The 20356-nt window shown below is 68.2% G+C and carries 21 protein-coding genes; 8 read left to right on the top strand and 13 right to left on the bottom strand.

The features are described from left to right. Window positions 1-5 precede the first annotated feature (5 nt). From kynB to U5N23_RS22770, 5 genes are all read right to left on the bottom strand, one after another. Window positions 6-662: an arylformamidase gene (gene kynB / locus U5N23_RS22790; protein ID WP_322595006.1), complete on the bottom strand. Its 657-nt coding sequence runs from the start codon at window positions 660-662 to the stop codon at window positions 6-8. 109 nt (window positions 663-771) lie between these two features. Further along, on the bottom strand, window positions 772-1104 hold the full coding sequence (locus U5N23_RS22785; protein ID WP_322595005.1) for a YkgJ family cysteine cluster protein: 333 nt from the start codon (window positions 1102-1104) through the stop codon (window positions 772-774). Window positions 1105-1208: 104 nt separating this feature from the next. Then, window positions 1209-1889: a hypothetical protein gene (locus tag U5N23_RS22780; protein WP_322595004.1), complete on the bottom strand. Its 681-nt coding sequence runs from the start codon at window positions 1887-1889 to the stop codon at window positions 1209-1211. Window positions 1890-2061: 172 nt separating this feature from the next. Next, window positions 2062-2970 (bottom strand): ornithine carbamoyltransferase, encoded by a 909-nt coding sequence (gene argF / locus U5N23_RS22775; protein WP_322595003.1) that lies wholly within the window; start codon window positions 2968-2970, stop codon window positions 2062-2064. A 33-nt stretch (window positions 2971-3003) separates the two neighbouring features. Continuing rightward, entirely contained in the window at window positions 3004-4200 is a 1197-nt protein-coding gene (locus U5N23_RS22770; RefSeq protein WP_305745130.1) for an aspartate aminotransferase family protein, read from the bottom strand. Window positions 4201-4446: 246 nt separating this feature from the next. Between U5N23_RS22770 and U5N23_RS22765 the strand changes: the two genes are divergently transcribed. Next, window positions 4447-4782 (top strand): DUF3579 domain-containing protein, encoded by a 336-nt coding sequence (locus U5N23_RS22765; RefSeq protein ID WP_322595002.1) that lies wholly within the window; start codon window positions 4447-4449, stop codon window positions 4780-4782. Between the two features lie 192 nt (window positions 4783-4974). Here U5N23_RS22765 and rpsT read toward each other — a convergent pair whose 3' ends face one another. Continuing rightward, on the bottom strand, window positions 4975-5274 hold the full coding sequence (rpsT, locus tag U5N23_RS22760; RefSeq protein ID WP_007848982.1) for a 30S ribosomal protein S20: 300 nt from the start codon (window positions 5272-5274) through the stop codon (window positions 4975-4977). 293 nt (window positions 5275-5567) lie between these two features. Here rpsT and murJ point away from each other — a divergent pair, with 293 nt between their 5' ends. Together murJ and U5N23_RS22750 are read left to right on the top strand one after the other, a co-directional pair. Further along, complete coding sequence (murJ, locus tag U5N23_RS22755) at window positions 5568-7139, top strand: murein biosynthesis integral membrane protein MurJ (RefSeq protein ID WP_322595001.1); 1572 nt, start codon at window positions 5568-5570, stop codon at window positions 7137-7139. An 89-nt stretch (window positions 7140-7228) separates the two neighbouring features. Beyond that, window positions 7229-8080, top strand: coding sequence for a SirB1 family protein (locus U5N23_RS22750; RefSeq protein WP_322595000.1), 852 nt, complete (start codon window positions 7229-7231; stop codon window positions 8078-8080). A gap of 33 nt (window positions 8081-8113) precedes the next feature. Here the strand turns inward: U5N23_RS22750 and U5N23_RS22745 are convergent, their stop codons facing one another. Then, window positions 8114-8956: a plasmid replication/partition related protein gene (locus U5N23_RS22745; RefSeq protein WP_322594999.1), complete on the bottom strand. Its 843-nt coding sequence runs from the start codon at window positions 8954-8956 to the stop codon at window positions 8114-8116. Window positions 8957-9021: 65 nt separating this feature from the next. After that, window positions 9022-10101, bottom strand: a complete 1080-nt coding sequence (locus tag U5N23_RS22740; protein ID WP_322594998.1) for a transporter — start codon at window positions 10099-10101, stop codon at window positions 9022-9024. Window positions 10102-10269: 168 nt separating this feature from the next. Between U5N23_RS22740 and ppk2 the strand changes: the two genes are divergently transcribed. Continuing rightward, window positions 10270-11184, top strand: coding sequence for a polyphosphate kinase 2 (ppk2, locus tag U5N23_RS22735; protein WP_322594997.1), 915 nt, complete (start codon window positions 10270-10272; stop codon window positions 11182-11184). A gap of 29 nt (window positions 11185-11213) precedes the next feature. Here ppk2 and U5N23_RS22730 read toward each other — a convergent pair whose 3' ends face one another. From U5N23_RS22730 to U5N23_RS22720, 3 genes are read right to left on the bottom strand one after another with little or no spacing between them, the layout of a single operon-like run. Beyond that, on the bottom strand, window positions 11214-12206 hold the full coding sequence (locus tag U5N23_RS22730) for a GlxA family transcriptional regulator (RefSeq protein WP_322594996.1): 993 nt from the start codon (window positions 12204-12206) through the stop codon (window positions 11214-11216). A gap of 17 nt (window positions 12207-12223) precedes the next feature. After that, entirely contained in the window at window positions 12224-12532 is a 309-nt protein-coding gene (locus tag U5N23_RS22725; protein ID WP_322594995.1) for a DUF1272 domain-containing protein, read from the bottom strand. 14 nt (window positions 12533-12546) lie between these two features. Next, window positions 12547-13113, bottom strand: coding sequence for an isochorismatase family protein (locus U5N23_RS22720; RefSeq protein WP_322594994.1), 567 nt, complete (start codon window positions 13111-13113; stop codon window positions 12547-12549). A gap of 295 nt (window positions 13114-13408) precedes the next feature. Here U5N23_RS22720 and U5N23_RS22715 point away from each other — a divergent pair, with 295 nt between their 5' ends. After that, complete coding sequence (locus U5N23_RS22715) at window positions 13409-14515, top strand: PHB depolymerase family esterase (RefSeq protein ID WP_322594993.1); 1107 nt, start codon at window positions 13409-13411, stop codon at window positions 14513-14515. Window positions 14516-14640: 125 nt separating this feature from the next. Here U5N23_RS22715 and U5N23_RS22710 read toward each other — a convergent pair whose 3' ends face one another. Both U5N23_RS22710 and purM read right to left on the bottom strand, forming a co-directional pair. Next, the gene (locus U5N23_RS22710; RefSeq protein ID WP_322594992.1) at window positions 14641-15786 is read right to left on the bottom strand and encodes a permease; all 1146 of its coding nucleotides are present in this window, start codon (window positions 15784-15786) and stop codon (window positions 14641-14643) included. Between the two features lie 14 nt (window positions 15787-15800). Beyond that, complete coding sequence (purM, locus tag U5N23_RS22705; protein ID WP_322594991.1) at window positions 15801-16844, bottom strand: phosphoribosylformylglycinamidine cyclo-ligase; 1044 nt, start codon at window positions 16842-16844, stop codon at window positions 15801-15803. Between the two features lie 379 nt (window positions 16845-17223). On the opposite strand from purM, the gene hda reads away from it, so the two are divergent. The 3 genes from hda to pcnB are packed head-to-tail and all read left to right on the top strand — an operon-like array spanning window position 17224 to window position 20342. Then, window positions 17224-17922: a DnaA regulatory inactivator Hda gene (hda, locus tag U5N23_RS22700; RefSeq protein ID WP_322594990.1), complete on the top strand. Its 699-nt coding sequence runs from the start codon at window positions 17224-17226 to the stop codon at window positions 17920-17922. Between the two features lie 54 nt (window positions 17923-17976). Beyond that, window positions 17977-18681, top strand: a complete 705-nt coding sequence (locus U5N23_RS22695; RefSeq protein ID WP_322594989.1) for an HAD family hydrolase — start codon at window positions 17977-17979, stop codon at window positions 18679-18681. Further along, on the top strand, window positions 18678-20342 hold the full coding sequence (gene pcnB, locus U5N23_RS22690) for a polynucleotide adenylyltransferase PcnB (RefSeq protein WP_322594988.1): 1665 nt from the start codon (window positions 18678-18680) through the stop codon (window positions 20340-20342). The genes U5N23_RS22695 and pcnB overlap by 4 nt, the downstream gene beginning before the upstream one ends. The last annotated feature ends 14 nt before the right edge of the window (window positions 20343-20356 follow it).

The following is a 20356-nucleotide window of genomic DNA, read 5'->3' as shown; positions in this document are numbered from 1 at the left end:
TGGAATCAGTCCAGTGCGCGCAGTACGGCGCGCACGGGGGAGGCATCGGCCGTGGTGAGCTTCAGCGGCAGGGCGATCAGCTCGTAGTCGCCCTCGGGCACGCCGTCGAGCACCAGGTTCTCGAGCACGCGCAGGCCGCGCTGGCGGATGACCTGGTGGCTGTCCAGCGTCTTGCTGTCGGCCGGGTCGATGCTGGCCGTGTCGATGCCGACCAGCAGCACCCCGAGGTCGGCCAGGCGCGCGATGGTGGCGGGGGCGTAGGCGGCCAGGGCGTCGTCCCAGCGGTCCACCGGCATGTGTTCGTAGGTGCGCACCAGCACGCGCTGGGGCAGGGTGGCATCGACCGCATGGGCAATGTGCTCCCACTCGATCAGCGGACCGCGGCCGATGGCATGGATGACGCGGCAGGGTCCGAGGAAGGCATCCAGCGAAACATCGCCGATGGTGGCGCCCTCTGCGTCGTAGTGCAGCGGCGCATCGGCGTGCGCGCCCACGTGGGGCGACAGGGTGATGGCACTCACGTTCACCGGGCAGCCCGGCCCGATGGTGGCGCACCACTGCTGCGAATAGGCCGTGTCGCCGGGAAACACCGGGCTGCCCGCATGCACGGGTGGCGAGATGTCCCAGAGCTGGCGTGCGGTGGGGGTGTGGCGGGCTTGCATGGGACAAAGTTTGCATGTCCCGCAAAACCCGTGGTGTCGGTTAATTCCAACAGCAGAGGGATTTTTTGTTGAAGCCTAAACTACTTTCCTGACTGCGCTGGCACCTGTTTCAGAAGATCAGGCCCTCTTCGAGGGGTGGCAATCCGTGGCGCGTGCGTGCCTTGTTGCACGCATGGTCGCCGGCCTCGAACTCGCGGCATGGCGAGGGGCGCCACTCGTAGATGCCGCAGGCCGCTTTTTCGCCCACCTTGCCGGTCAGGGCGGCGCAGCGCGCAGGCACATGGTCGGTGCCGCGCATGCGGCAGGTGCTGCTGGTGACCTCGACCGCGAGCCCGTTGGGCACCGTGCCGCCCATGGCCTGCGTCTCCTCCACCGCAAAGTCCACGCGAAAGCTGGCGCAGCAGGCGCCGCAGGTCAGGCAGGGGTGGAGGGAGTCGGACATGGGGGAGCGTGCCGCTGGGGCGGGAAGGGCTGGTCGAGGGGGAAGAAATGGTACGTCAGGCTGTTTGCCGACCGGCGGTTTGCCAGGGTGATCGCGTCGGGCTTTCAGCCGTACAGCCGGCCCTGTGCCAGTGCTGCCAGGGCGTTTGCCAGGTTGGCGCGCGCCTGCGCCTCATGGCGACCGTGGAACCACTCGGTGCCGTAGATGCGCGGCCGCTCCAGAAACCCCCGCAGCACCGCGCTGCGGCCCGCCACATAGCGCGGCCAGCGCACGAAGAAATACTCGCGCCGCACGTTGCGCTCGAACTGGCGGTACACCGCTTCGCTCTGGCCCAGCACCGCCAGGTCGATATCGACGACCCACTGCGCATCGCCGGTGAGCGGGTCGGGGTTGTGGCGCGTGTCGAGGATGAACTGGTGCACGGCCTGCACCAGCGAAGGCGGCACGCCCTGCGCGGCCAGGAAGCGGCTGGCCCAGTCGGCGCTCTTTTCTTCGTTCAGGCGGCCCCAGGGCCGGTAGACGGCGTCGTGGAACCACAGGGCCAGGGCCACCGCATGCGGCTGCAGCAGCGCGCCCGGCTCTGCAGCCTGCACCGCCTGCAGGTGGCGCAGGCAGGCCCACAGGTGCGTGGTGTCATGGTAGGCGCGCGGCCAGCGCGCCCAGGCCAGCACCAGGCGCCGGCCTTCGCTGCGCCAGGCGGGCGTATCGTGGCCCAGGGCCTGGCCCAGCGATTGCCAGTGCGCCAGCAGCTCGGCGCAGTGGGCGGGCTGGCGGCGCCAGGGCATGGGCAGAAAACTCAGGCCACCTTGCCCAGCAAAAGGTACTCCATGAGTGCCTTTTGCGCGTGCATTCTGTTGTGGCTGCGGCACGCAGTCTTCGACTGCTTCACGTCCGCGTTGCGGACATGGGCCTGCGCCGAAACAGTCTGCTGGCGCTGTCGCGCCACCGTGACGCATTTCATGCGACACGGCCGAGCAAAAGGTACTCCATGAGAGCCTTTTGCGCGTGCATTCTGTTTTCTGCCTCATCCCAGACCACGGACTGCGGCCCGTCGATCACATCGGCTTCCACCTCTTCCCCCCGGTGCGCAGGCAGGCAGTGCATGAACAGCGCATCGGGTTTGGCGGCCGCCATCATCTCGGCGTCCACGCACCAGTCGGCGAAGGCCTTCATGCGCGCTTCGTTCTCGGCCTCGTAGCCCATGCTGGTCCACACGTCCGTGGTCACCAGGTCGGCACCCTTGCAGGCTTCGAGCGGGTCGCTGAAGAACTGGCAACTGCCGGCAGTGGCGCCGGCCAGCTTCTCGTCCACCTCGTAGCCGCGCGGCGTGCTCACATGCACCTTGAAGCCCAGCAGCGCCGCGGCCTGCAGCCAGGTGTTGGCCATGTTGTTGCCGTCGCCCACCCAGGCCACCGTCTTGCCCGCGATGGAGCCGCGGTGCTCGATGAAGGTGAAGATGTCGGCCAGGATCTGGCAGGGGTGGAACTCGTTGGTCAGGCCGTTGATCACGGGCACGCGCGAGTGCGCCGCGAAGCTTTCGATCTTGGTCTGCTCGTAGGTGCGGATCATCACCAGGTCGACCATGCGGCTGATGACCTTGGCGCTGTCCTCGATCGGCTCGGCGCGGCCGAGCTGGCTGTCGCCCGTGGTCAGGTGCACCACGCTGCCGCCCAACTGGTACATGCCGGCCTCGAAACTCACGCGCGTTCGGGTGCTGGCCTTCTCGAAGATCATGGCCAGCGTGCGGTCCACCAGGGGGTGGTGCTTTTCGTAGGCCTTGAACTTCTTCTTGATGAGCGCCGCACGCTCGAACAGGTAGGTGTACTCGTCGGCGCTGAGATCGTTGAACTGCAGGTAATGTTTCATGGCATTGCGGCGCGCTGCATGCGCGCCCAGGGTTTATTCGGCCAGCAGGGCTTTGACCAGCGGGACCAGCTTGGCGACGATCTCGTCGGCCTCGGCGGTGGACAGGATCAGCGCGGGCACCAGGCGGATCACCTTGTCGGCAGTCACGCTCAGCAGCAGGCCGGCCTCGGCCGCCTGGGCCACCAGCACGCCGCAGGGCTTGTCCAGTTCCACGCCGAGCATCAGGCCCTGGCCGCGCACTTCCTTGACCCCGGGCAGGCTGCCCAGTTCGCGCACGAGCGCGGCCTTGAGGTGCTCTCCCACGGTGGCAGCATTGTGCAGCAGACCGTCTTCTTCCATGATGCGGATGGTTTCCACGCCGGCGCGCATGGCCAGCGGGTTGCCGCCGAAGGTGGTGCCATGGTTGCCCGGCTGCAGCACGTTGGCGGCCTTGGGGCCGGCCACCACCGCGCCGATGGGCACGCCCGAGCCCAGGCCCTTGGCCAGGGGCATCACGTCCGGCACGATACCGGCCCATTGGTGCGCGAACCACTTGCCGGTGCGGCCCATGCCGCACTGCACTTCGTCGATCATCATCAGCCAGCCGCGCTCGTCGCACAGCTTGCGCAGCTGCTGCAGGTACTCCACCCGCATCGGGTTGATGCCGCCTTCGCCCTGGATGGTCTCGAAGAACACGGCCACCACGTTGGGGTTGCCCTCGGTGGCCTGCTTGATGGCCTCGATGTCGTTGAGCGGCACGCGCACGAAGCCTTCCACCAGCGGGCCGAAGCCGTTGTGGATCTTGGGGTTGCCGGTGGCCGACATGGTGGCGATGGAGCGGCCGTGGAAGGCCTTCTCGTAGACCACGATCTCGGGCTTGGCGATGCCCTTGTCCACGCCGTACTTGCGCGCGATCTTCAGGGCTGCCTCGTTGGCTTCCAGGCCCGAGTTGCAGAAGAACACGTTGGTCATGCCCGACAGCTCCACCAGCTTGGCCGCCAGGGTCTCCTGCAGGGGCACGTGGTAGTAGTTGGACGAATGCATGATCTGGCTGATCTGGTGCTGCAGCGCGGGCACCAGCTGGGGGTGGTTGTGGCCCAGCGTGTTCACGGCGATGCCGCCCAGGCCATCGAGGTATTCCTTGCCGTTCACGTCCCACACGCGGCAGCCTTGACCACGGGCCAGCGCAATCGGCACGCGGCCATAGGTGTTCATCACGTGGGGCGAGGCGGCCTCAATGAAAGCGGTCATGCAGAAATCTCCTGGCGGTGCGGTGAGAGGGTGGGCTTGTCCACCCCGAAAACGAAGCACGATTCTAGGGGCCATGCGATGACCCGCTGTTGACGATTGCGCATCACTGCAATGCGCGTGGCCGGCGATGCCTTGTGCTCCGGTAGGAAATAGGGAGGTAGCTCTTATATAAGAGTTAGAATGCTACGCTGCAGTGCAGCATGCAGTGATCCTGTGGCTGCCGGCTGTCCATTACACTTCGACCCGATGGTTTCCCCCACCTCCAAAGAGATCTTCATCCAAGGCGTCACCCACGACGGGAAAACCTTCCGTCCCAGCGACTGGGCCGAGCGTCTGGCGGGGGTGATGAGCAGTTTTCGCCCCGGGGGGGCGCGGCCGGGTAGCCACCTGAGCTATTCGCCCTGGTGCATTCCCACCACCCTCAATGGCATCAAGTGCGTGGTGGTGCACCGCGATTTGCGCGACCACGAGCCCATGGCCTGGGATTTCGTCGTCAACTTCGCGCGCGACAACAACCTGCAGGTGGCCGAGGCCTGCCTGGTGCCGGATGCTCCGGTGCTGTCCCCTCCCGTCAAGTCCTGAAAGGGCGCCCGTATTGCAATCATGAAGGCCCCTCGGGGCTTTTTTTGTACCTGACGGGGCATGGCATCTGCCGCATTCGCGCCCCGGAAACGAAAAAACCGCCCCAGGGCGGTTCGTTCGTTTTTTGCTGGCAGCGCACCCGTTACAAACGGCGAACGGCGTGGGCCGTTCGGGCTGTTTGCCTGAAGAGGGTCAGGCGGCCAGGGCCAGGGCTTTCACCTTGGCAGACAGACGGCTCTTGTCGCGTGCGGCCTTGTTCTTGTGGAAGATGCCCTTGTCGGCCACGGAGTCCACCACGGCTTGCATCTTGGCGAACAGTTCGGTCGCCTTGGTCTTGTCGCCGGTCAGAACAGCCTTTTCGACGTTCTTCACAGCGGTACGGTATTTGGAGCGCAGCGAGGTGTTCGCGGCGTTGAGTTTCGTGTCCTGACGGACGCGCTTGCGGCCCGACGCCAGGCGCGGGTTCTTCTTCTTGGGTTTAGCGGATGCCATTGATGTGTTTCCTTAAGGTCTGAGGATGATGCCAGCAAAGCCCGCGATTATAGCCCAGTCGGCCAACCGGGCCTAGATGCTGCATCTGTACCGCCAACGCGAGGGCTATTGGTGAACGGGTGAAACACTGGGCGCCACTTCACACCCGCCTCGCAGACTTCATCTTCACTTCACGGTCGTCGCCAAGACTGCCTCGTCCCTTCCACGCGGAGACTCTCTTGGCCCCCCTTTTGCCCAACACTCCGGCGGTGGCTGCCGCCGCCGGCCACCCGCCAGCGCATACACTCCCGGCGGTGTCATTGCTCAAAGCTGCTTCCACTGTCTCCCTGCTGACCCTGGCCTCCCGTGTGACGGGCCTGGCGCGCGATCTTCTGATGGCCTCCCTCTTCGGGGCCAACGCCCTGACGGACGCCTTCAACGTCGCCTTCCGCATCCCCAACCTGTTTCGCCGCTTCTTCGCCGAGGGGGCGTTCAGCCAGGCCTTCATCCCCGTGCTGGCCACCAGCAAGGCGCAGCAGGGGGAAGACGCCACGCGCGTGCTCATCGCCAACGTGGCCACGGCCCTGGCCTGGGTGCTGCTGCTGACCTGCGTGCTCGGCGTGGTCGGGGCGCCGGTGCTGGTCTGGGCCCTGGCCAGCGGCATGCGCCAGACCCCGGCGGCCTACGACGCCGCCGTGCTCATGACGCGCTGGATGTTCCCCTACATCGGCTTCATGTCGCTGGTCGCCCTGTCGGCGGGTGTGCTCAATACCTGGAAGCACTTCACCGTGCCGGCGGCCTCGCCGGTGCTGCTCAACCTGTCCATGATCGGCGCGGCCCTGCTCGGTGCCCCCCAGTTGGAGGCGCGCGGCATCGAGCCCATCTACTCCATGGCCGGCGGGGTGCTGCTGGGCGGGGTGCTGCAGCTGGCGGTGCAGATTCCGGTGCTGGCGCGCATGGGGCTGCTGCCGCGCATCGGCGTCCGCTGGCGCGCCATCCGCACGGCCTGGGCCGACCCGGGCGTGCGCAAGGTGCTGTCGCTCATGGGCCCCATCCTGCTGGGCGTGGGCGTGGCGCAGATCTCGCTGATGATCAACACCCAGATAGCGTCCTACCTGGCGCCGGGCAGCGTCACCTGGCTGTTCTATGCCGACCGGCTGATGGAGTTCCCGACCGCGCTGCTGGGCGTGGCCCTGGGTGTGGTGCTCACCCCGCAGCTCACGGCGGCCAAGGCCGCGGGCGATGCCGACAGGTACTCCGCCATGCTCGACTGGGGCCTGCGCATCGTGGTGCTGCTGGCCGTGCCCTGCGCGGTGGCCCTGCTCACCTTCTCCAAGCCGCTGGTGGCCACGCTGTTCCACTACGGCAAGCTGCAAGATGGCGACGTGGGCCAGATCGCGATGGCCCTGTCTGGCTACGGCGCGGGCCTGCTCGGACTGGTGGCCATCAAGGTGCTGGCGCCGGGCTACTACGCCAGCCAGGACGTGCGCACGCCAGTGAAGATCGCCATTTCGGTGCTGGTCATCACGCAACTGCTCAACGTGGCGCTGGTGTGGTGGCTTCGGATTGGGCACGCCGGCCTGGCCCTGTCCATTGGCCTGGGAGCCCTCATCAACGCGCTGTGGCTGCTCATCGGCCTGCTGCGGCGCGGCAGCTACCAGCCGCTGCCGGGCTGGGGCCGCTTCATCCTGCAGGTGGTGGCTGCAAGTGCCTTGCTGGCCACGCTGCTGGTGTGGTCGTCGTACCATTTCGACTGGCTGGGCCTGCGCGCCGCCAAGTGGCAGCGCATCGGCCTGCTGGCGGCGCTCATGGCGGCATCGGCCGCGCTGTACTTCGGCGCCCTGTGGGCGGCCGGGCTCAAGCTGCGCAAGATGCTGCGGCGCTGAAGCGGCCTGGCCGTGGCCAAGCGAAATAACCCTGTCCCGCGTGACTTTTGCAGCTTGACGCGGCCGGGTCAGAACCTTACAACCTTGCCATGCCACTGAGCCTGACCGTACCGACCTCGCTGGAGTACTTTGCATCGCTGGTGCAAAGCGATGACCACTTCCCCCTGCTGGAGGCCGCCGCCAGCCTGGCGCAGGACGAATACCCCGAATTCGACGTGCAATTGCTGCTGGGCGACATGGACCAGCTGCAGGCGCGCATCAAGCGCCGCCTGCCGGCCGACGCGCCCGCGCTGCAGCGCCTGCGCACGCTCAACCAGTTCTTCTTTGCCGACATGGGTTTCGGCGGCAACGTCAACAACTACTACGACCCCGAGAACAGCTACCTCAATGCCGTGCTGCGCACGCGCCGGGGCATCCCCATCAGCCTGGCCGTGCTGTGGATGGAGCTGGCCCAGGGCCTGGGCCTGCATGCACGCGGCATCGCCTTTCCGGGGCATTTCATGGTCAAGGTGCTGCTGCCCAAGGGGCAGGTGGTGCTGGACCCGATCACCGGCCAGTCGCTGAGCCGCGAAGAGCTGGGCGAACGGCTGGAGCCCTACAAGCGCCGCAACGGCCTGGTGGACGACTACGACGTGCCCCTGGGCCTGTACCTGCAGGCCGCCACGCCGCGCGACATCATCGCGCGCATGCTGCGCAACCTCAAGGAGGTGCACCGCACCCAGCAGGATTGGCAGCGGCTGATCGCGGTGCAGGACCGGCTGATCGTGCTGCAGCCCGAAGCCTGGGGCGAGTGGCGCGATCGCGGGCTCGCGCACGCCGAGCGCGGCAACCTGCCCGAGGCCATCTTCGACCTGGAAACCTACCTCCAGCATGTAGAGGACGGCCTGGACATCGACCACATCACCGAACGGCTGATTGCCTTGCGCAGCGCGAACGAATAGGCACGAACCTTTTCTCGCGCAGGGCTGCCGGCGTCAGCCCTGCAGCCGGGCCAGTTCTGCCCGCAGGGCTTCGTTCTCTGCGGTCAACTCGGCCACCCGCAGGCGCAGCGCCTGCAGTTCGCCGCCAGCATGGGCATCCGATGCCTCTTTTTCGGGCGCCGCGTCTTCCTTGTCTTCACGCGGCTTGCGCTGCTTGGCATCGCGCACGCGCTTGGCGGCCTGCTTGAGCTCGTCCTTGCCGCCCTTGGCGGCGGCGACCTGTTCCTCGGCCGGCAGGGTGGCCACGGTGGCGGCGGTGGCCAGCGAGATGGTGCCGGACTTGACGGCCGCCACCAGCTCGGGCGCCGCCTGCTTCTGGATCTTCTCGATCGCCACCACCTGGCTGCTGCTCAGGCGCGCCGCGCGGGCAATCGCCTCGCGGCTGCTCAGGGTCTCGGAGGGCTCCTCGGGCGCGGGGGCGGGCGGCGGGGGCGCTGCCACCGGGCCGTCGGACGACCAGGGCAGGTCGGCCTCGTCCACCGGCTCGGGCGGTATGGCGGCGGCACGGCTGCGGCGCGCGGCCACGATCTCGCGCTTGCGCAGGGCCAGCACACCACGCTGGAAGTCCGAGACGCTGCGGCGGCCCAGGTGCTGGTCGATCATCCACAGGTGCACGTCTTCCATGCTCTGGAATTGCGTGTTCTGCACCGTCTGGAAGGGCAGGCCGTGCTTTTGGCAGATGCCGTAGCGGTTGTGGCCGTCCACCAGTACGTCACCCCAGAGCACCAGGGCATCGCGGCAGCCCTCGGCCAGCAGGCTGCGTTCCAGGGCGTCGTGTTCGTCGCGGGTCAGGGGATCGATGTAGGCTTTGAGTTCTTCGTTGACGACGATGTTCATGGTGGCGCGGAATCCGGGGAGCGAGGCAAGGGGCGGGATTGTAATGGCCCGCCCTGTGGCGCCTCCTACCGGTCCCGGGTGCCCCGCAGGGCGATCCAGGCCGCCACGGCGGTGAACACCACGAGGATGCCCACGATGATCCAGAAGCCGTGCGGGCTGTCCGCCAGCGGCACGCCGCCCACGTTCATGCCCAGAAGGCCGGTCATGATGTTGATGGGCAGCGCCAGCACCGTCACCACCGTCAGCACGAACAGGCTGCGGCTGTTGGCCTCCTGCACGTTGGCGGCCACTTCTTCCTGCAGCAGTTTGATGCGTTCCTGCAGGCCCTGCATGTCGCGCAGCACCACCGAGAACTCCTCGGTCGAGTCGCGCAGTTCCTGGGCGTCCTCGGCGCCCATCCAGGCCGGCGGGTTCTGCAGCAGGCGGAACAGGGCCGCCGGCTCGGGCGCCAGCAGGCGCTGCAGGCGCACCAGCAGCCGGCGCAGCACGCCCAGGCGGGAGCGCTTGTAGTCCAGCCGGCCGGCCAGCAGCTCGTCCTCGATGCGGTCGATGCGCTGCGTGACGCCGCGCACGATGTCCACCAGGCCGCCGGCCTGGGTGCGCATGAGCTGCTCGAGCAGGGCCACGCTGGAGCGTGGCGAATGCCCATTGCGCACCGCCGTGCGCAGCGCATCAACCGAGCGCAGCGGGTGGGCGCGGGCGGTGACCACCAGCTGCGGCGCCACGCTGATCCACAGCGTGGCGATGTCGAAGGGCTCGAAGGCGAAGTCGAAATGCGCGTCGTTGAGCACGGCAATCAGCGTGTCGTCGTCGCGCTCGATGCGGGTGGAATGCGAGCCGTCCTTGAGCGCCTCGAAAAACGCGTCGGGCAGCCCGGCGTGGCGCTCCATCCAGCGCACGGCCTGGATGTGGCTCAAGTTGAAATGCAGCCAGACGAAGGGCAGGGCCTCGCCGTCCCCGGCCAGGTCGGCAGGCGGGTGGTCTTCCAGTGCCTGGGCACTGGCAAGCGACTGCAGCCATTGCGCGGCCTCCACCGAGTCGATGGCCTGCGCCGGGCCCGGGGTGCCCATGCGGTAGCCGCAGATCAGGCCTGCGGCATCTCCCCCATAGTTCTGGCCTGCGGTACTGGCGGCGGATGCGTTCATGAAAGGCTGGAAAAAGGACGAAAAGGCCGCAGCTGCAACAAAAGCGCCAGCGCATGGCCACCGATACTGCTGTTACCGCATGACAGCGGTGTGACACTTCATGGCGTTGTCATGCATTTGTCACCGGACGGGCGCATCATGGGAAACCCTATTTGCCCCTCCGAAGCCATGTTCCAAAACGCACCCATCGATGCCCAGGACCTGATGCAGCGCATCGCCAACGACCTGATCGACAGCTACGACGAAGAGCTGGAGCTGGAGATCGAGGACCGCAACGTGGACGATGTCGGTGAGCTGGTGCCTACCGACCGGCAAGCACGCCAGCAGTACTTCAAGGAGCTGTTCCGCCTGCAGGGCGAACTGGTCAAGCTGCAGGACTGGGTGCAGCACAGCCGCCAGAAGGTGGTGATCCTGTTCGAGGGGCGCGACGCGGCCGGCAAGGGCGGCGTCATCAAGCGCATCACCCAGCGCCTGAACCCGCGCGTGGCCCGTGTGGCGGCGCTGCCGGCACCCAACGACCGCGAGCGCACGCAGTGGTACTTCCAGCGCTACGTGGCGCACCTGCCTGCCGCCGGCGAGATGGTGCTGTTCGACCGCAGCTGGTACAACCGCGCCGGCGTCGAGCGCGTCATGGGCTTTTGCTCGGACGACGAATACGAGGAGTTCTTCCGCACCGTGCCCGATTTCGAGAAGATGCTCGTGCGCTCGGGCATCACCCTGGTCAAGTACTGGTTCTCCATCACCGACGAAGAGCAGCATCTGCGCTTTCTGGGCCGCATCCACGACCCGCTCAAGCAGTGGAAACTGAGCCCCATGGACCTGGAGAGCCGCGTGCGCTGGGAGGCCTACACCAAGGCCAAGGAAACCATGCTCGAGCGCACCCACATCCCCGAAGCCCCCTGGTGGGTGGTGCAGGCCGTGGACAAGAAGAAGGCGCGCCTGAACTGCATCTCGCACCTGCTGTCGCAGTTCCCCTACCAGGATGTGCCGCACCCGCCCGTGGTGCTGCCCGAGCGCGTGCGCAACCCCGAGTACCTGCGCCAGCCCGTGCCCGCAGGCATGTACGTGCCAGAAATCTACTGACGCCCCACCGGGCTGGGCCTGACCCTCGGTCAGTGGCCGTTCACAGCATCCCGGGCCGGTGTACCCGGGCGGCCGAACTGGTGCCAGGCTCGGCGCAGCTGCGTGTCCGAGCTGAAGCCCGCCAGAGCCGCTGCCTGCGTCACGTTGTGGCCCGACTGCAAGGCCGCCTCGGCGGCGGCCAGGCGGATGCGGCGCAGGTACTGCAGTGGCGCAATGCCCGCATGCTCCAGAAACAGCCGGTTCAGGTGCCGGGGCGAGGTGTGCGCCACCTCGGCCATGGCGCCCACGTTCCAGGGCGCCTGGGGCTGCTGGCCCACGGCATCCTGCACGCGGTGCAGGGGACCGTGCAGGTGGTTGCGGTGGTGCAGAAAGGGCGAGAGCTCCGGGTCCTGCGGGCCACGGCGCAAGGCCACCACCATGGTCTGGGCCACCTGGGCGGCCATCGCCGGGCCACAGATGTCGGCAATGCGGTAGAGCACCAGGTCGATGCCGGTGGTCACCCCGGCGCTGCTGTGCAACGCGCCATCGTGCACGAAGACGCGGTTGGACACCACGTCGCAGTGCGGGTCCACCAGGGCCAGCTCGCCCAGGTGCTGGTGGTGCGTGGTGGCGCGCCGGCCGGCCAGCAGCCCGGCGTGCGCCGCCAGTACCGCGCCCGCGCAGATGGTGACCAGCTCCAGCCGGCCTGTGGCCAGGCGCAAGCCGCGCAGCCAGTGCAGCAGGTCGCGCGCCTCGCTGCTGTCCACCGCGATGGCCTGGCCCGGCAGGCCCACCAGCACCACCCAGGCCGGTTGGGGCAGGGTGGCGGGCAGGGGCTCCAGCCCGGTCAGCATGGCGCCCACCGAGGTCACCGCCTCGGGCCTGGGGCTCGTGAAGTGCTGCACGAAGCGCTCCGGCTGGCCCTGGGCGCGCAGCAACTGGTTGGCAATGCGCAGCGCCTCGGCCGGGCCAGCCCAGTCCAGCACCAGGCTGCCGGGCAGCAGGGCGAAGTAGACGTGGATGGGAAGCGGCGGGCTGTTCATGGCGGGGCCTGCGGAGCTTAGCGCTGCTCGGGCGCCAGGCCGCGCAGGCTGGCAGCCAGGGCAGCGTGTGCCTGCAGGTCCACCGGACGGTGGCGTACCTGGGTGCTCGCCGGGTCATTGCCCAGGTAGTTGCCGTTGATGCGGTCCTGTGCGGGGCGGATGGGGCGCGGCGCGAAACCGCCGCCGCAGTTGGGGCAGACGTTGCCGAGCACTTGCTCGGCGCAGTCTGCGCAAAAGGTGCATTCAAAGCTGCAGATGCGCGCTTGCAGGGAGGCCGGGGGCAGGGCGGTGTTGCAGTGCTCGCAGGAGGGGCGCAGTTCCAGCATGGTCGCTCCCGGGTTCAGGAAGCCTGCGCCAGCCGTGCCAGCGCCTGTTCGGCGCTGCAGACGGTGGCGAAGCGGCCTGCCAGCACGGTGGCGGTGCGGGCCTTGATGTCGGCGGCGGGCAGCGTGCGGCCATCAGGCTGCACCATGTCCCAGGTCAGGGTGGCGTCGGTCACGAAGTCCACCTCCCAGCCCAGGTCCGAGGCGTGGCGCGTGGTGGTTTCGCAGCACTGCTCGGTGCGGATGCCGCTCACCACCAGGCGCTGGATGCCGTGCCGGGTGAGCCAGACACCGAGGTCCGTGCCCACCAGCGCACTGTGGCGCGACTTGGTGAAGGTGGCCGCAGCGTCGAAGGCCGCCAGGCCTTCGAGCGCCCGCACATGGCCGGATTCGACAGCGAAGGCGTTGCTGGCCTCGGCCGGGCCGTCGCTGTGGAGGATGCGCACCACCGGCACGCCCCGTGCCACGCAGCCCGCGATCAGCGCGTTCTGCGCCGCCAGGTAGGCGGGCACATCGTCTTCCGTGAAGTAGGGGCGTTGGCGGAAGGATTCCTGGGAATCAATCACAATCAGACAGGTTTTCATGGTGGTTGCCCTGGGGCTCGGGTTGCAATGGACGTATCTTCCCCTTTGAAGATCCGTGCAGTCCCGCCCGGCATGGACATCTATCGATCAATTTCTGCCATGATTCTTTGCCTGGGCTGCAAACCTGCAGGCGGAGGCCTGCCGAATACCCCTCGTATTGGCACCCTGCACGGCGTGAACGTTGGCTGAAAACGCTTGCGTGCTATTGATTGAATAGCGTCAGGCGCACGAAGCCATAAGCTGCTATGGTGCATAGGGTTTTCCCTATCTATGCATAGCATCCGCACCTCTGCCCATGGCCCGCCGCTCCCGTCTCTTCTCGCTGTCAGCGCTCACCCGCGCCTACCAGCGCAACCTCAAGGCCTTTGAGAAGGCGGCCAGGCCCATGCGCGCGCAGGCGGTGACGGCGCTGCGTGCCGTGCCCACGCTGGCCCAGAAAACCGCCAGGCAGCCGCCCATTCGCAGCGTGGCCCCGCGCCCACGCAAGCCCCAGCCCGTCAGTGGCGAGTGGCTGGCAGGCATTGCGCCGGGGCCTGCGGGAGCGCGGCGTTTCCATCTGTACATCCCGCCCGCACTGGCGCTCAAGAAGGGCGAGACCCTGCCGCTGCTGGTCATGCTGCATGGTTGCGGCCAGACCGGGCGCGACCTGGCCGCCAGTTCGCGCATGAACCGGCTGGCAGCGCGCAAGCGCTTTCTGGTGCTCTACCCCGAGCAGGAGCGCATGGCCAACGCCCATGGCTGCTGGAACTGGTTCGAGCGGCGCAATGGCAAGGCCGCTGCCGAAGCCGCCACCCTGCTGGCGGCCGTGGACCAGGTGGCGCGCCGCCATCCGGTGGACCTGAACCGTGTGGCGGTGGCCGGCCTGTCGGCCGGTGCCAGCATGGCAGCCCTGCTGGGCGCGACCTACCCGGAGCGCTTTTGCGCCGTGGCCATGCATTCCGGCGTGGCGCCGGGCACGGCCGAGTCGGCCGCCACGGCCATGGCCGCCATGCATGGCAAGCGCGAGGCGCACCTGCCCGAGCCGCCAGGCGCCAGTGCCCTGGTGCCGGGCCTGCGCATCGACGGTACGCCGCTGCCGCCACTGCCCCCCTTGCTGATATTGCATGGCGATGCCGACGGCGTGGTCTCCGTGCGCAATGCGGTGGCCACGGCCACGCTGTGGGCCGGGTCGCTGGGCGCACGCGCCGGCACGGCGCGCATGCTGCAGCGCGGCAAGCGCCATGCGACGCGGGTGACCGAATACCGGGCACGCGCCCGCTCGGTGGTGGCGCTGCGCGAAATCGTGGGCCTGGGCCATGCCTGGAGTGGCGGTACGCCGAGCCTGCCCTACAGCGACCCGCAAGGGCCGGACGCATCCACCCTGGTGTGGGCCTTCGTGGAAAAGCAGTTCGCGCGCAAATGACCGGGCTGCGCCGGCTGGCTCATACGGATTTGCCTTCAATCGTATAGCTAGGCGGGAGGCCGCAGACAGTGCTGCAGCACGGCAAGGCGGACCAACGACGTTAGACGGTTGAAGGCAAATCCGTATCACACCAGCCGCGCTGCGACCAGTTCCTTCTTGAGGTAGGCGTAGAACAGCGGGGCCGCCACCAGCCCGGCGGGGCCGAACACGGCCTCGGCCACGAACATCACGCTGAGCAGCTCCCACACGCCCATGTGCGTGCGCCGGCCCACGACCTTGGCGTTGATCACGTATTCGGCCTTGTGGATCAGGATCAGAAAGCCCAGGCAGGCCGCGGCCGCCATGGGCGACACCGACAGGCCGACGATGGTGATCACCGCATTGCACAGCAGGTTGCCGACGATGGGCACCAGCCCGGCCACGAAGGTCAGGGTGATCAGCACCGGGGTGTAGGGCAGCTCCAGCTTCCAGATGGGCAGCACGAACAGCAGGAACAGCGCCGTGAGCAGGGTGTTGAAGCTCGCGATCCAGAACTGCGCGGCCACGATCTGGCGGAAGGCCTCGCCCAGCAGCGTGATGCGCTGCTGCAGGGCGATGGCCAGGGGGCCGCGCGGCGGTGCCATCGGCCGCACGGCCGCCAGCGAACCGATCAGCAGGCCCACGTAGGCAAACAGCAGCCCCGCCAGCCAGGCGCGCCCGGCCATGGCCAGGGCGCCGGCCTTGGCCCCCAGGTAGCTGGCGATGATGCGCTGGATTTCCGCCGCGCCCTCGGGCAGGTGGCTGGCCATGTCGGCCGGCAGCTTCAGGCGCAGCTCCAGCACCGTGCGCGCCATGTAGTCGAGCAGTTCGCGGTACTGCTGGGGCGCTTCCACCAGGTAGCCACGCGAATGGGTGACGCCAATGGCCAGCAGCACCAGGGGCGAGAGCATCACCACGGCCGCCGCCGCCAGTTCGGCCATGCGCGGCAGCACGCTGGGGTGCGGCCCTGCGCGGCGCTGGGCCAGCCGCGCGAACCAGCGCGCCAGCGCCCGGGTGGCGAGAAAGCCCAGGCACACGCACAGCAGGCCGGGCAGCAGGTTGCGCCACATCACCAGCAGCAGCGCACCGGCCATCAACAGGTAGCTGGCCAGCGCCACGCCGCGGGGCAGCGGACCGAACGGCAGCGGATGGCTCGCCCCGGACAGGGAGGCCGGCACGGCAGGGGTGTCGGGCAGGGAAGCGGGCACGATGTCGGTGCCCGCTTCAGGCGGTTCCAGCGGTGGCTGCGCCATGGCGCCGGGCCGCCTCAGGCAACGACCACGGCGGCGCCGTCACCACGTGGCGCAATGGCGCCAATGGTGTACACCGTTTCGCCCGCGGCGGCCAGCGTGGCGGCCGTGGCGGCGGCGTTGGCGGCATCCACCACCACCACCATGCCGATGCCATTGTTGAAGGTGCGGTTCATCTCGATGTCGTCGATGCCGGCAGTCTTCTGCAGCCAGGCGAACAGCTCGGTCTGGGGCCAACTGCCCTTTTGCAGGTGCGCGGCCGTGCCTTCGGGCAGCACGCGCGGAATGTTCTCGAGCAGGCCGCCACCGGTGATGTGGGCCAGCGCCTTGATGGGGTGGGCGGCCAGCGCGGCCAGCACGTTCTTCACGTACAGGCGGGTCGGCTCCATGATGGCCTGCTTGAAGGGCTTGCCGTCCAGCGTTGCGGGGGTCTGGGCGCCAGCGCGCTCGATGCACTTGCGCACCAGGCTGAAACCGTTGGAATGCACGCCATGGCTGGCCAGGCCCAGCACCACATCGCCGGGCTGCACGTCCTTGCCCGAGAGGATCTTGGATTTTTCGACCGCGCCCACGGCAAAACCGGCCAGGTCGTATTCGCCCGCAGGGTACATGCCGGGCATTTCAGCCGTTTCTCCACCGATCAGCGCGCAGCCGCTGAGCTCGCAGCCCCGGGCGATGCCGCCCACCACGGCGGCCGCCGTGTCCACGTCGAGCTTGCCGCAGGCGAAATAGTCGAGGAAGAACAGCGGCTCGGCGCCCTGCACCAGCACGTCGTTGACGCTCATGGCCACCAGGTCGATGCCCACGGTGTCGTGCATGTTCCACTCGAATGCCAGCTTGAGCTTGGTGCCCACGCCATCGGTACCGGAGACCAGCACGGGCTCCTTGTAGCGCTTGGGCACCTCGAACAGCGCCCCGAAGCCGCCGATGCCGGCCAGCACGCCTTCGCGCATGGTTTTCTTCGCCAGGGGCTTGATGCGTTCGACCAGCGCGTCGCCCGCGTCGATGTCAACGCCGGCGTCTTTGTAGGAAAGGGGTGTGGGGGTCGCGGAAGAGCTCATGGAGGGTGTGTGCTGGTGGGCCCGCCGGGCGGGCTGGAATCCCGTGATTTTAAGGTGCATCGACGCGCCGTCCCGTCAGCCCTGCGCGGGCCGGGGCTTTGGCGATCGCGCTGCATTCGCACCCGGAATGGGGTGCCTGTGCCATCCAGGTGCGGGCGGCAGACTAAAATCGGCCGTATTGTCGCTGCCGGGGCTGCCTGCAAGCTGCCGCCTGGCGCCCTGAAACAGGCCCTGTGCCATCCCTTTCGCTGCGTTCCGCCGCAGTCACCTACGGCTGACCCCTATCCATGCCACCTGTGATGCCGCTGCCGATTCTTTCACTGCCCGCTGCCTGCGCACCCACCGCCACGGGCTGGGCCCTCCTGTCCGGGTGCCGCGCATGAAGCAACTGGCGCTCGACATCGGCCTGGCCACCGGGCCTACGCTTTCCCGTTTCTTCGCCGGCCCGAACGAGGCCGCCTTGCAGCACCTGCGCCTGGCGACCGGGGTCGGCAGCAGCCCGGCCACCCGTTCACCCGTGCCGACCTACCTCTGGGGTGAGTCGGGCAGCGGCAAGTCGCACCTGCTCCATGCCGTGCGCCAGGCGCTGCGCGAGCAGGGCGACGCCGTGGGCTGGCTCGATCCTTCCATGGGCGAGCCGCCCGAGTTCGACGAAGGCTGGTCCGCCGTGCTCATGGACGATGTGCATTTGTACAGCACGTCCCAGCAGGCCACGGCCTTCAACTGGTTCGTCAACGCCATCAGCCCGGCCAGCGGCAGCCAGCGCTGGGTGCTGGCCGCCGGCAGCCTGCCGCCGGCCGACCTGCCGCTGCGCGACGACCTGCGCAGCCGCCTGGGCTGGGGCCATGTGTTCCAGCTGCAGCTGCTGGGCGAGCCCGAGCGCCGCGCCGTGCTGCGCCAGGAGGCCGACGCCCGCGGCGTGTTCCTGAGCGACGATGTCATGGACTACATGCTCAACCGCTTCTCGCGCGACCTGGGCAGCCTGATGCAGTTGCTTGACCAGCTCGACGCCTATGCCCTGCGCGCCCAGCGCGCCATCACCATCCCGCTGCTCAAGGCGATGCTCGAGTCCGAATGATTCCCGCGTGCCCGATCCGCATCCCCATGCCGCTGCACCCCGGCAACTGACCGAATGACCCTCCCTGCTTCCCCGGCCACCCGCCCCCGGCTCGCGCTGTTCGACCTGGACCACACGCTGCTGCCGCTCGACTCCGACTACGAATGGGGCGAATTCACCATCCGCATCGGCTGGAACGATCCCGTCGAGTTCGCGCGCCGCAATGGCGAGTTCTATGCCCACTACCAGGCAGGTACACTCGACGTGCACGATTACGTGCGCTTTGCCACCGAGGCCGTGCGCCTGCGCGGCCCCGAGGCGGCGGCCACGGCGCATGAACAGTTCATGCGCGAGGTCATCACGCCGGCTATCCAACCCCAGGCCCTGGCCCTGGTGCAGCAGCACCTCGCCGCCGGGGACGAGGTCCTGATCGTCACCGCCACCAACGAATTCGTGACCACGCCGATCGCCAAGGCGCTCGGCGTGCAGCAGTTGCTGGCCGTGCAACTGCTGCGCGACGCGAGCGGCTGGTACACCGGCGAGATCGACGGCGTGCCGACCATGCGTGAAGGCAAGGTGACGCGCATGGAACAATGGCTGGCCGAGCGCCGGCTCACCTGGGGTGATGTCGAGAGCACGTTCTACAGCGACTCGATGAACGACGTGCCCCTGCTCGAAAAGGTCGACCACCCGGTCGCCACCAACCCCGACCCGCGCCTGCGGGCGCTGGCCCAGGAGCGCGGCTGGCGCATACTGGACCTGTTTACTGCACACCCATGATCAAGAAGTTCATCGACAAACTGCTGGGCAAATCGACGCCCGGCACCTCGGGCGGCAAGCCGCATTTCGGCAAGCGCGAAGAGGTGCCCGCCACCGTGCACGGCATCAACCCCGAGCTGGTGGACCGCCGGGCGGCCGAGGTCGTGGCCACGCTCAAGCAGGCCGGCTATGAGGCCTACATCGTCGGCGGTGCCGTGCGCGACCTGTTGCTGGGCCTGCGCCCCAAGGATTTCGACGTGGCCACCAACGCCACGCCCGAGCAGGTCAAGGGGCTGTTTCGCCGCGCCTTCATCATCGGCAAGCGCTTTCGTATCGTGCATGTGGTGCATGGCCGGGGCCGCGAGCACGAGGTGATCGAGGTCTCGACCTTCCGCGCCTACCTGGACAACGCCGCGGCCGGCCAGGTCGCGGGCAACGAGAAGACCAGCAAGCAGCAGCTGTCGGGCATGCAGCATGCCGTGGACGCCAGCGGCCGCGTGCTGCGCGACAACGTCTGGGGCCCGCAGGACGAGGACGCCACGCGCCGCGACTTCACCGTCAACGCCATGTACTACGACCCGGTCAGCCAGATCGTGGTGGACTACCACAAGGGCATCCAGGACGCCAAGAAGAAGACGCTGCGCATGATTGGCGACCCGGCCACGCGCTACCGCGAAGACCCGGTGCGCATCATCCGCGCCGTGCGCTTTGCCGCCAAGCTCAGCGCCCTGGGCTTCACCATCGAGACCAAGACGGCCGCGCCGCTGGTGCAGTCGCAGGCGCTGCTCGCCGACGTGCCGCAAAGCCGCATGTTCGACGAGATGCTCAAGCTCTTGCAGACCGGCCACGCCATCGCCACCATCGCCCAGCTCAAGAAGCTCGGCATGGCCAAGGGCATCTACCCGCTGCTGGACGTGGCGGTGGAACGCGCCGACACGCCGTTCGTGAGCGCCGCCCTGGCCGACACCGACCGCCGCGTGGGCGAAGGCAAGCCCGTGGCGCCGAGCTTCCTGCTGGCTTGCGTGCTGTGGGAAGACGTGCGCAATGGCTGGGATGCGCGCATGACCAACCAGCGCCAGCACGCGCTGCCGGCGCTGCAGGAGGCCATCGACGAGGTGTTCGACAAGCGCATCGGCGACGTCTCGGGCCGCGGCAAGCTGGCGGCCGACATGCGCGAGATCTGGGTCATGCAGCCGCGCTTCGAAAAGCGCGTGGGCAGCACACCCTTTGGCATGGTCATGCAGCCGCGCTTTCGTGCCGGCTTCGACTTCTTGCGCCTGCGGGCTGACGTGGGCGAGATCGGCGAGGCCCTGGCCGAGTGGTGGCAGGACTTCCAGGCCGCCGACGATGACCGCCGCGAAGACCTGATGGACCAGGCCCGCGAGGAACAGAAGGCGCGCCAGCGCGTGGCCCAGCCCACGGCGCGGCGCGTGCCCAAGGCGGCGCCCGCTGGCGAGGGCCAGGCCCCGGCGGCCGCGCAACCCAAGCCGCGTGCGCCCCGTGCCGCCTCGGCCGACGGCGCGCAGGACGAGGGCGATGATTTCGCCCCCGAGCACGGTGGCGATGCCGTGCCCCCCGACGGCAGCGCCCCCAAGAAGCGCCGCCGCCGTCGCCGCAAGCCCACGGGCGGCGGTGGTGCGGGTGGTGGCAGTGCAGGCTCTGCCGCGCCCGCGGCAGAGTGAGCGGCTGCACCGGC

It is taken from the genome of Acidovorax sp. (assembly GCF_034519795.1).
GTDB lineage: Bacteria > Pseudomonadota > Gammaproteobacteria > Burkholderiales > Burkholderiaceae_C > Acidovorax.
This window is presented reverse-complemented; position numbering and strand designations above follow the sequence as displayed.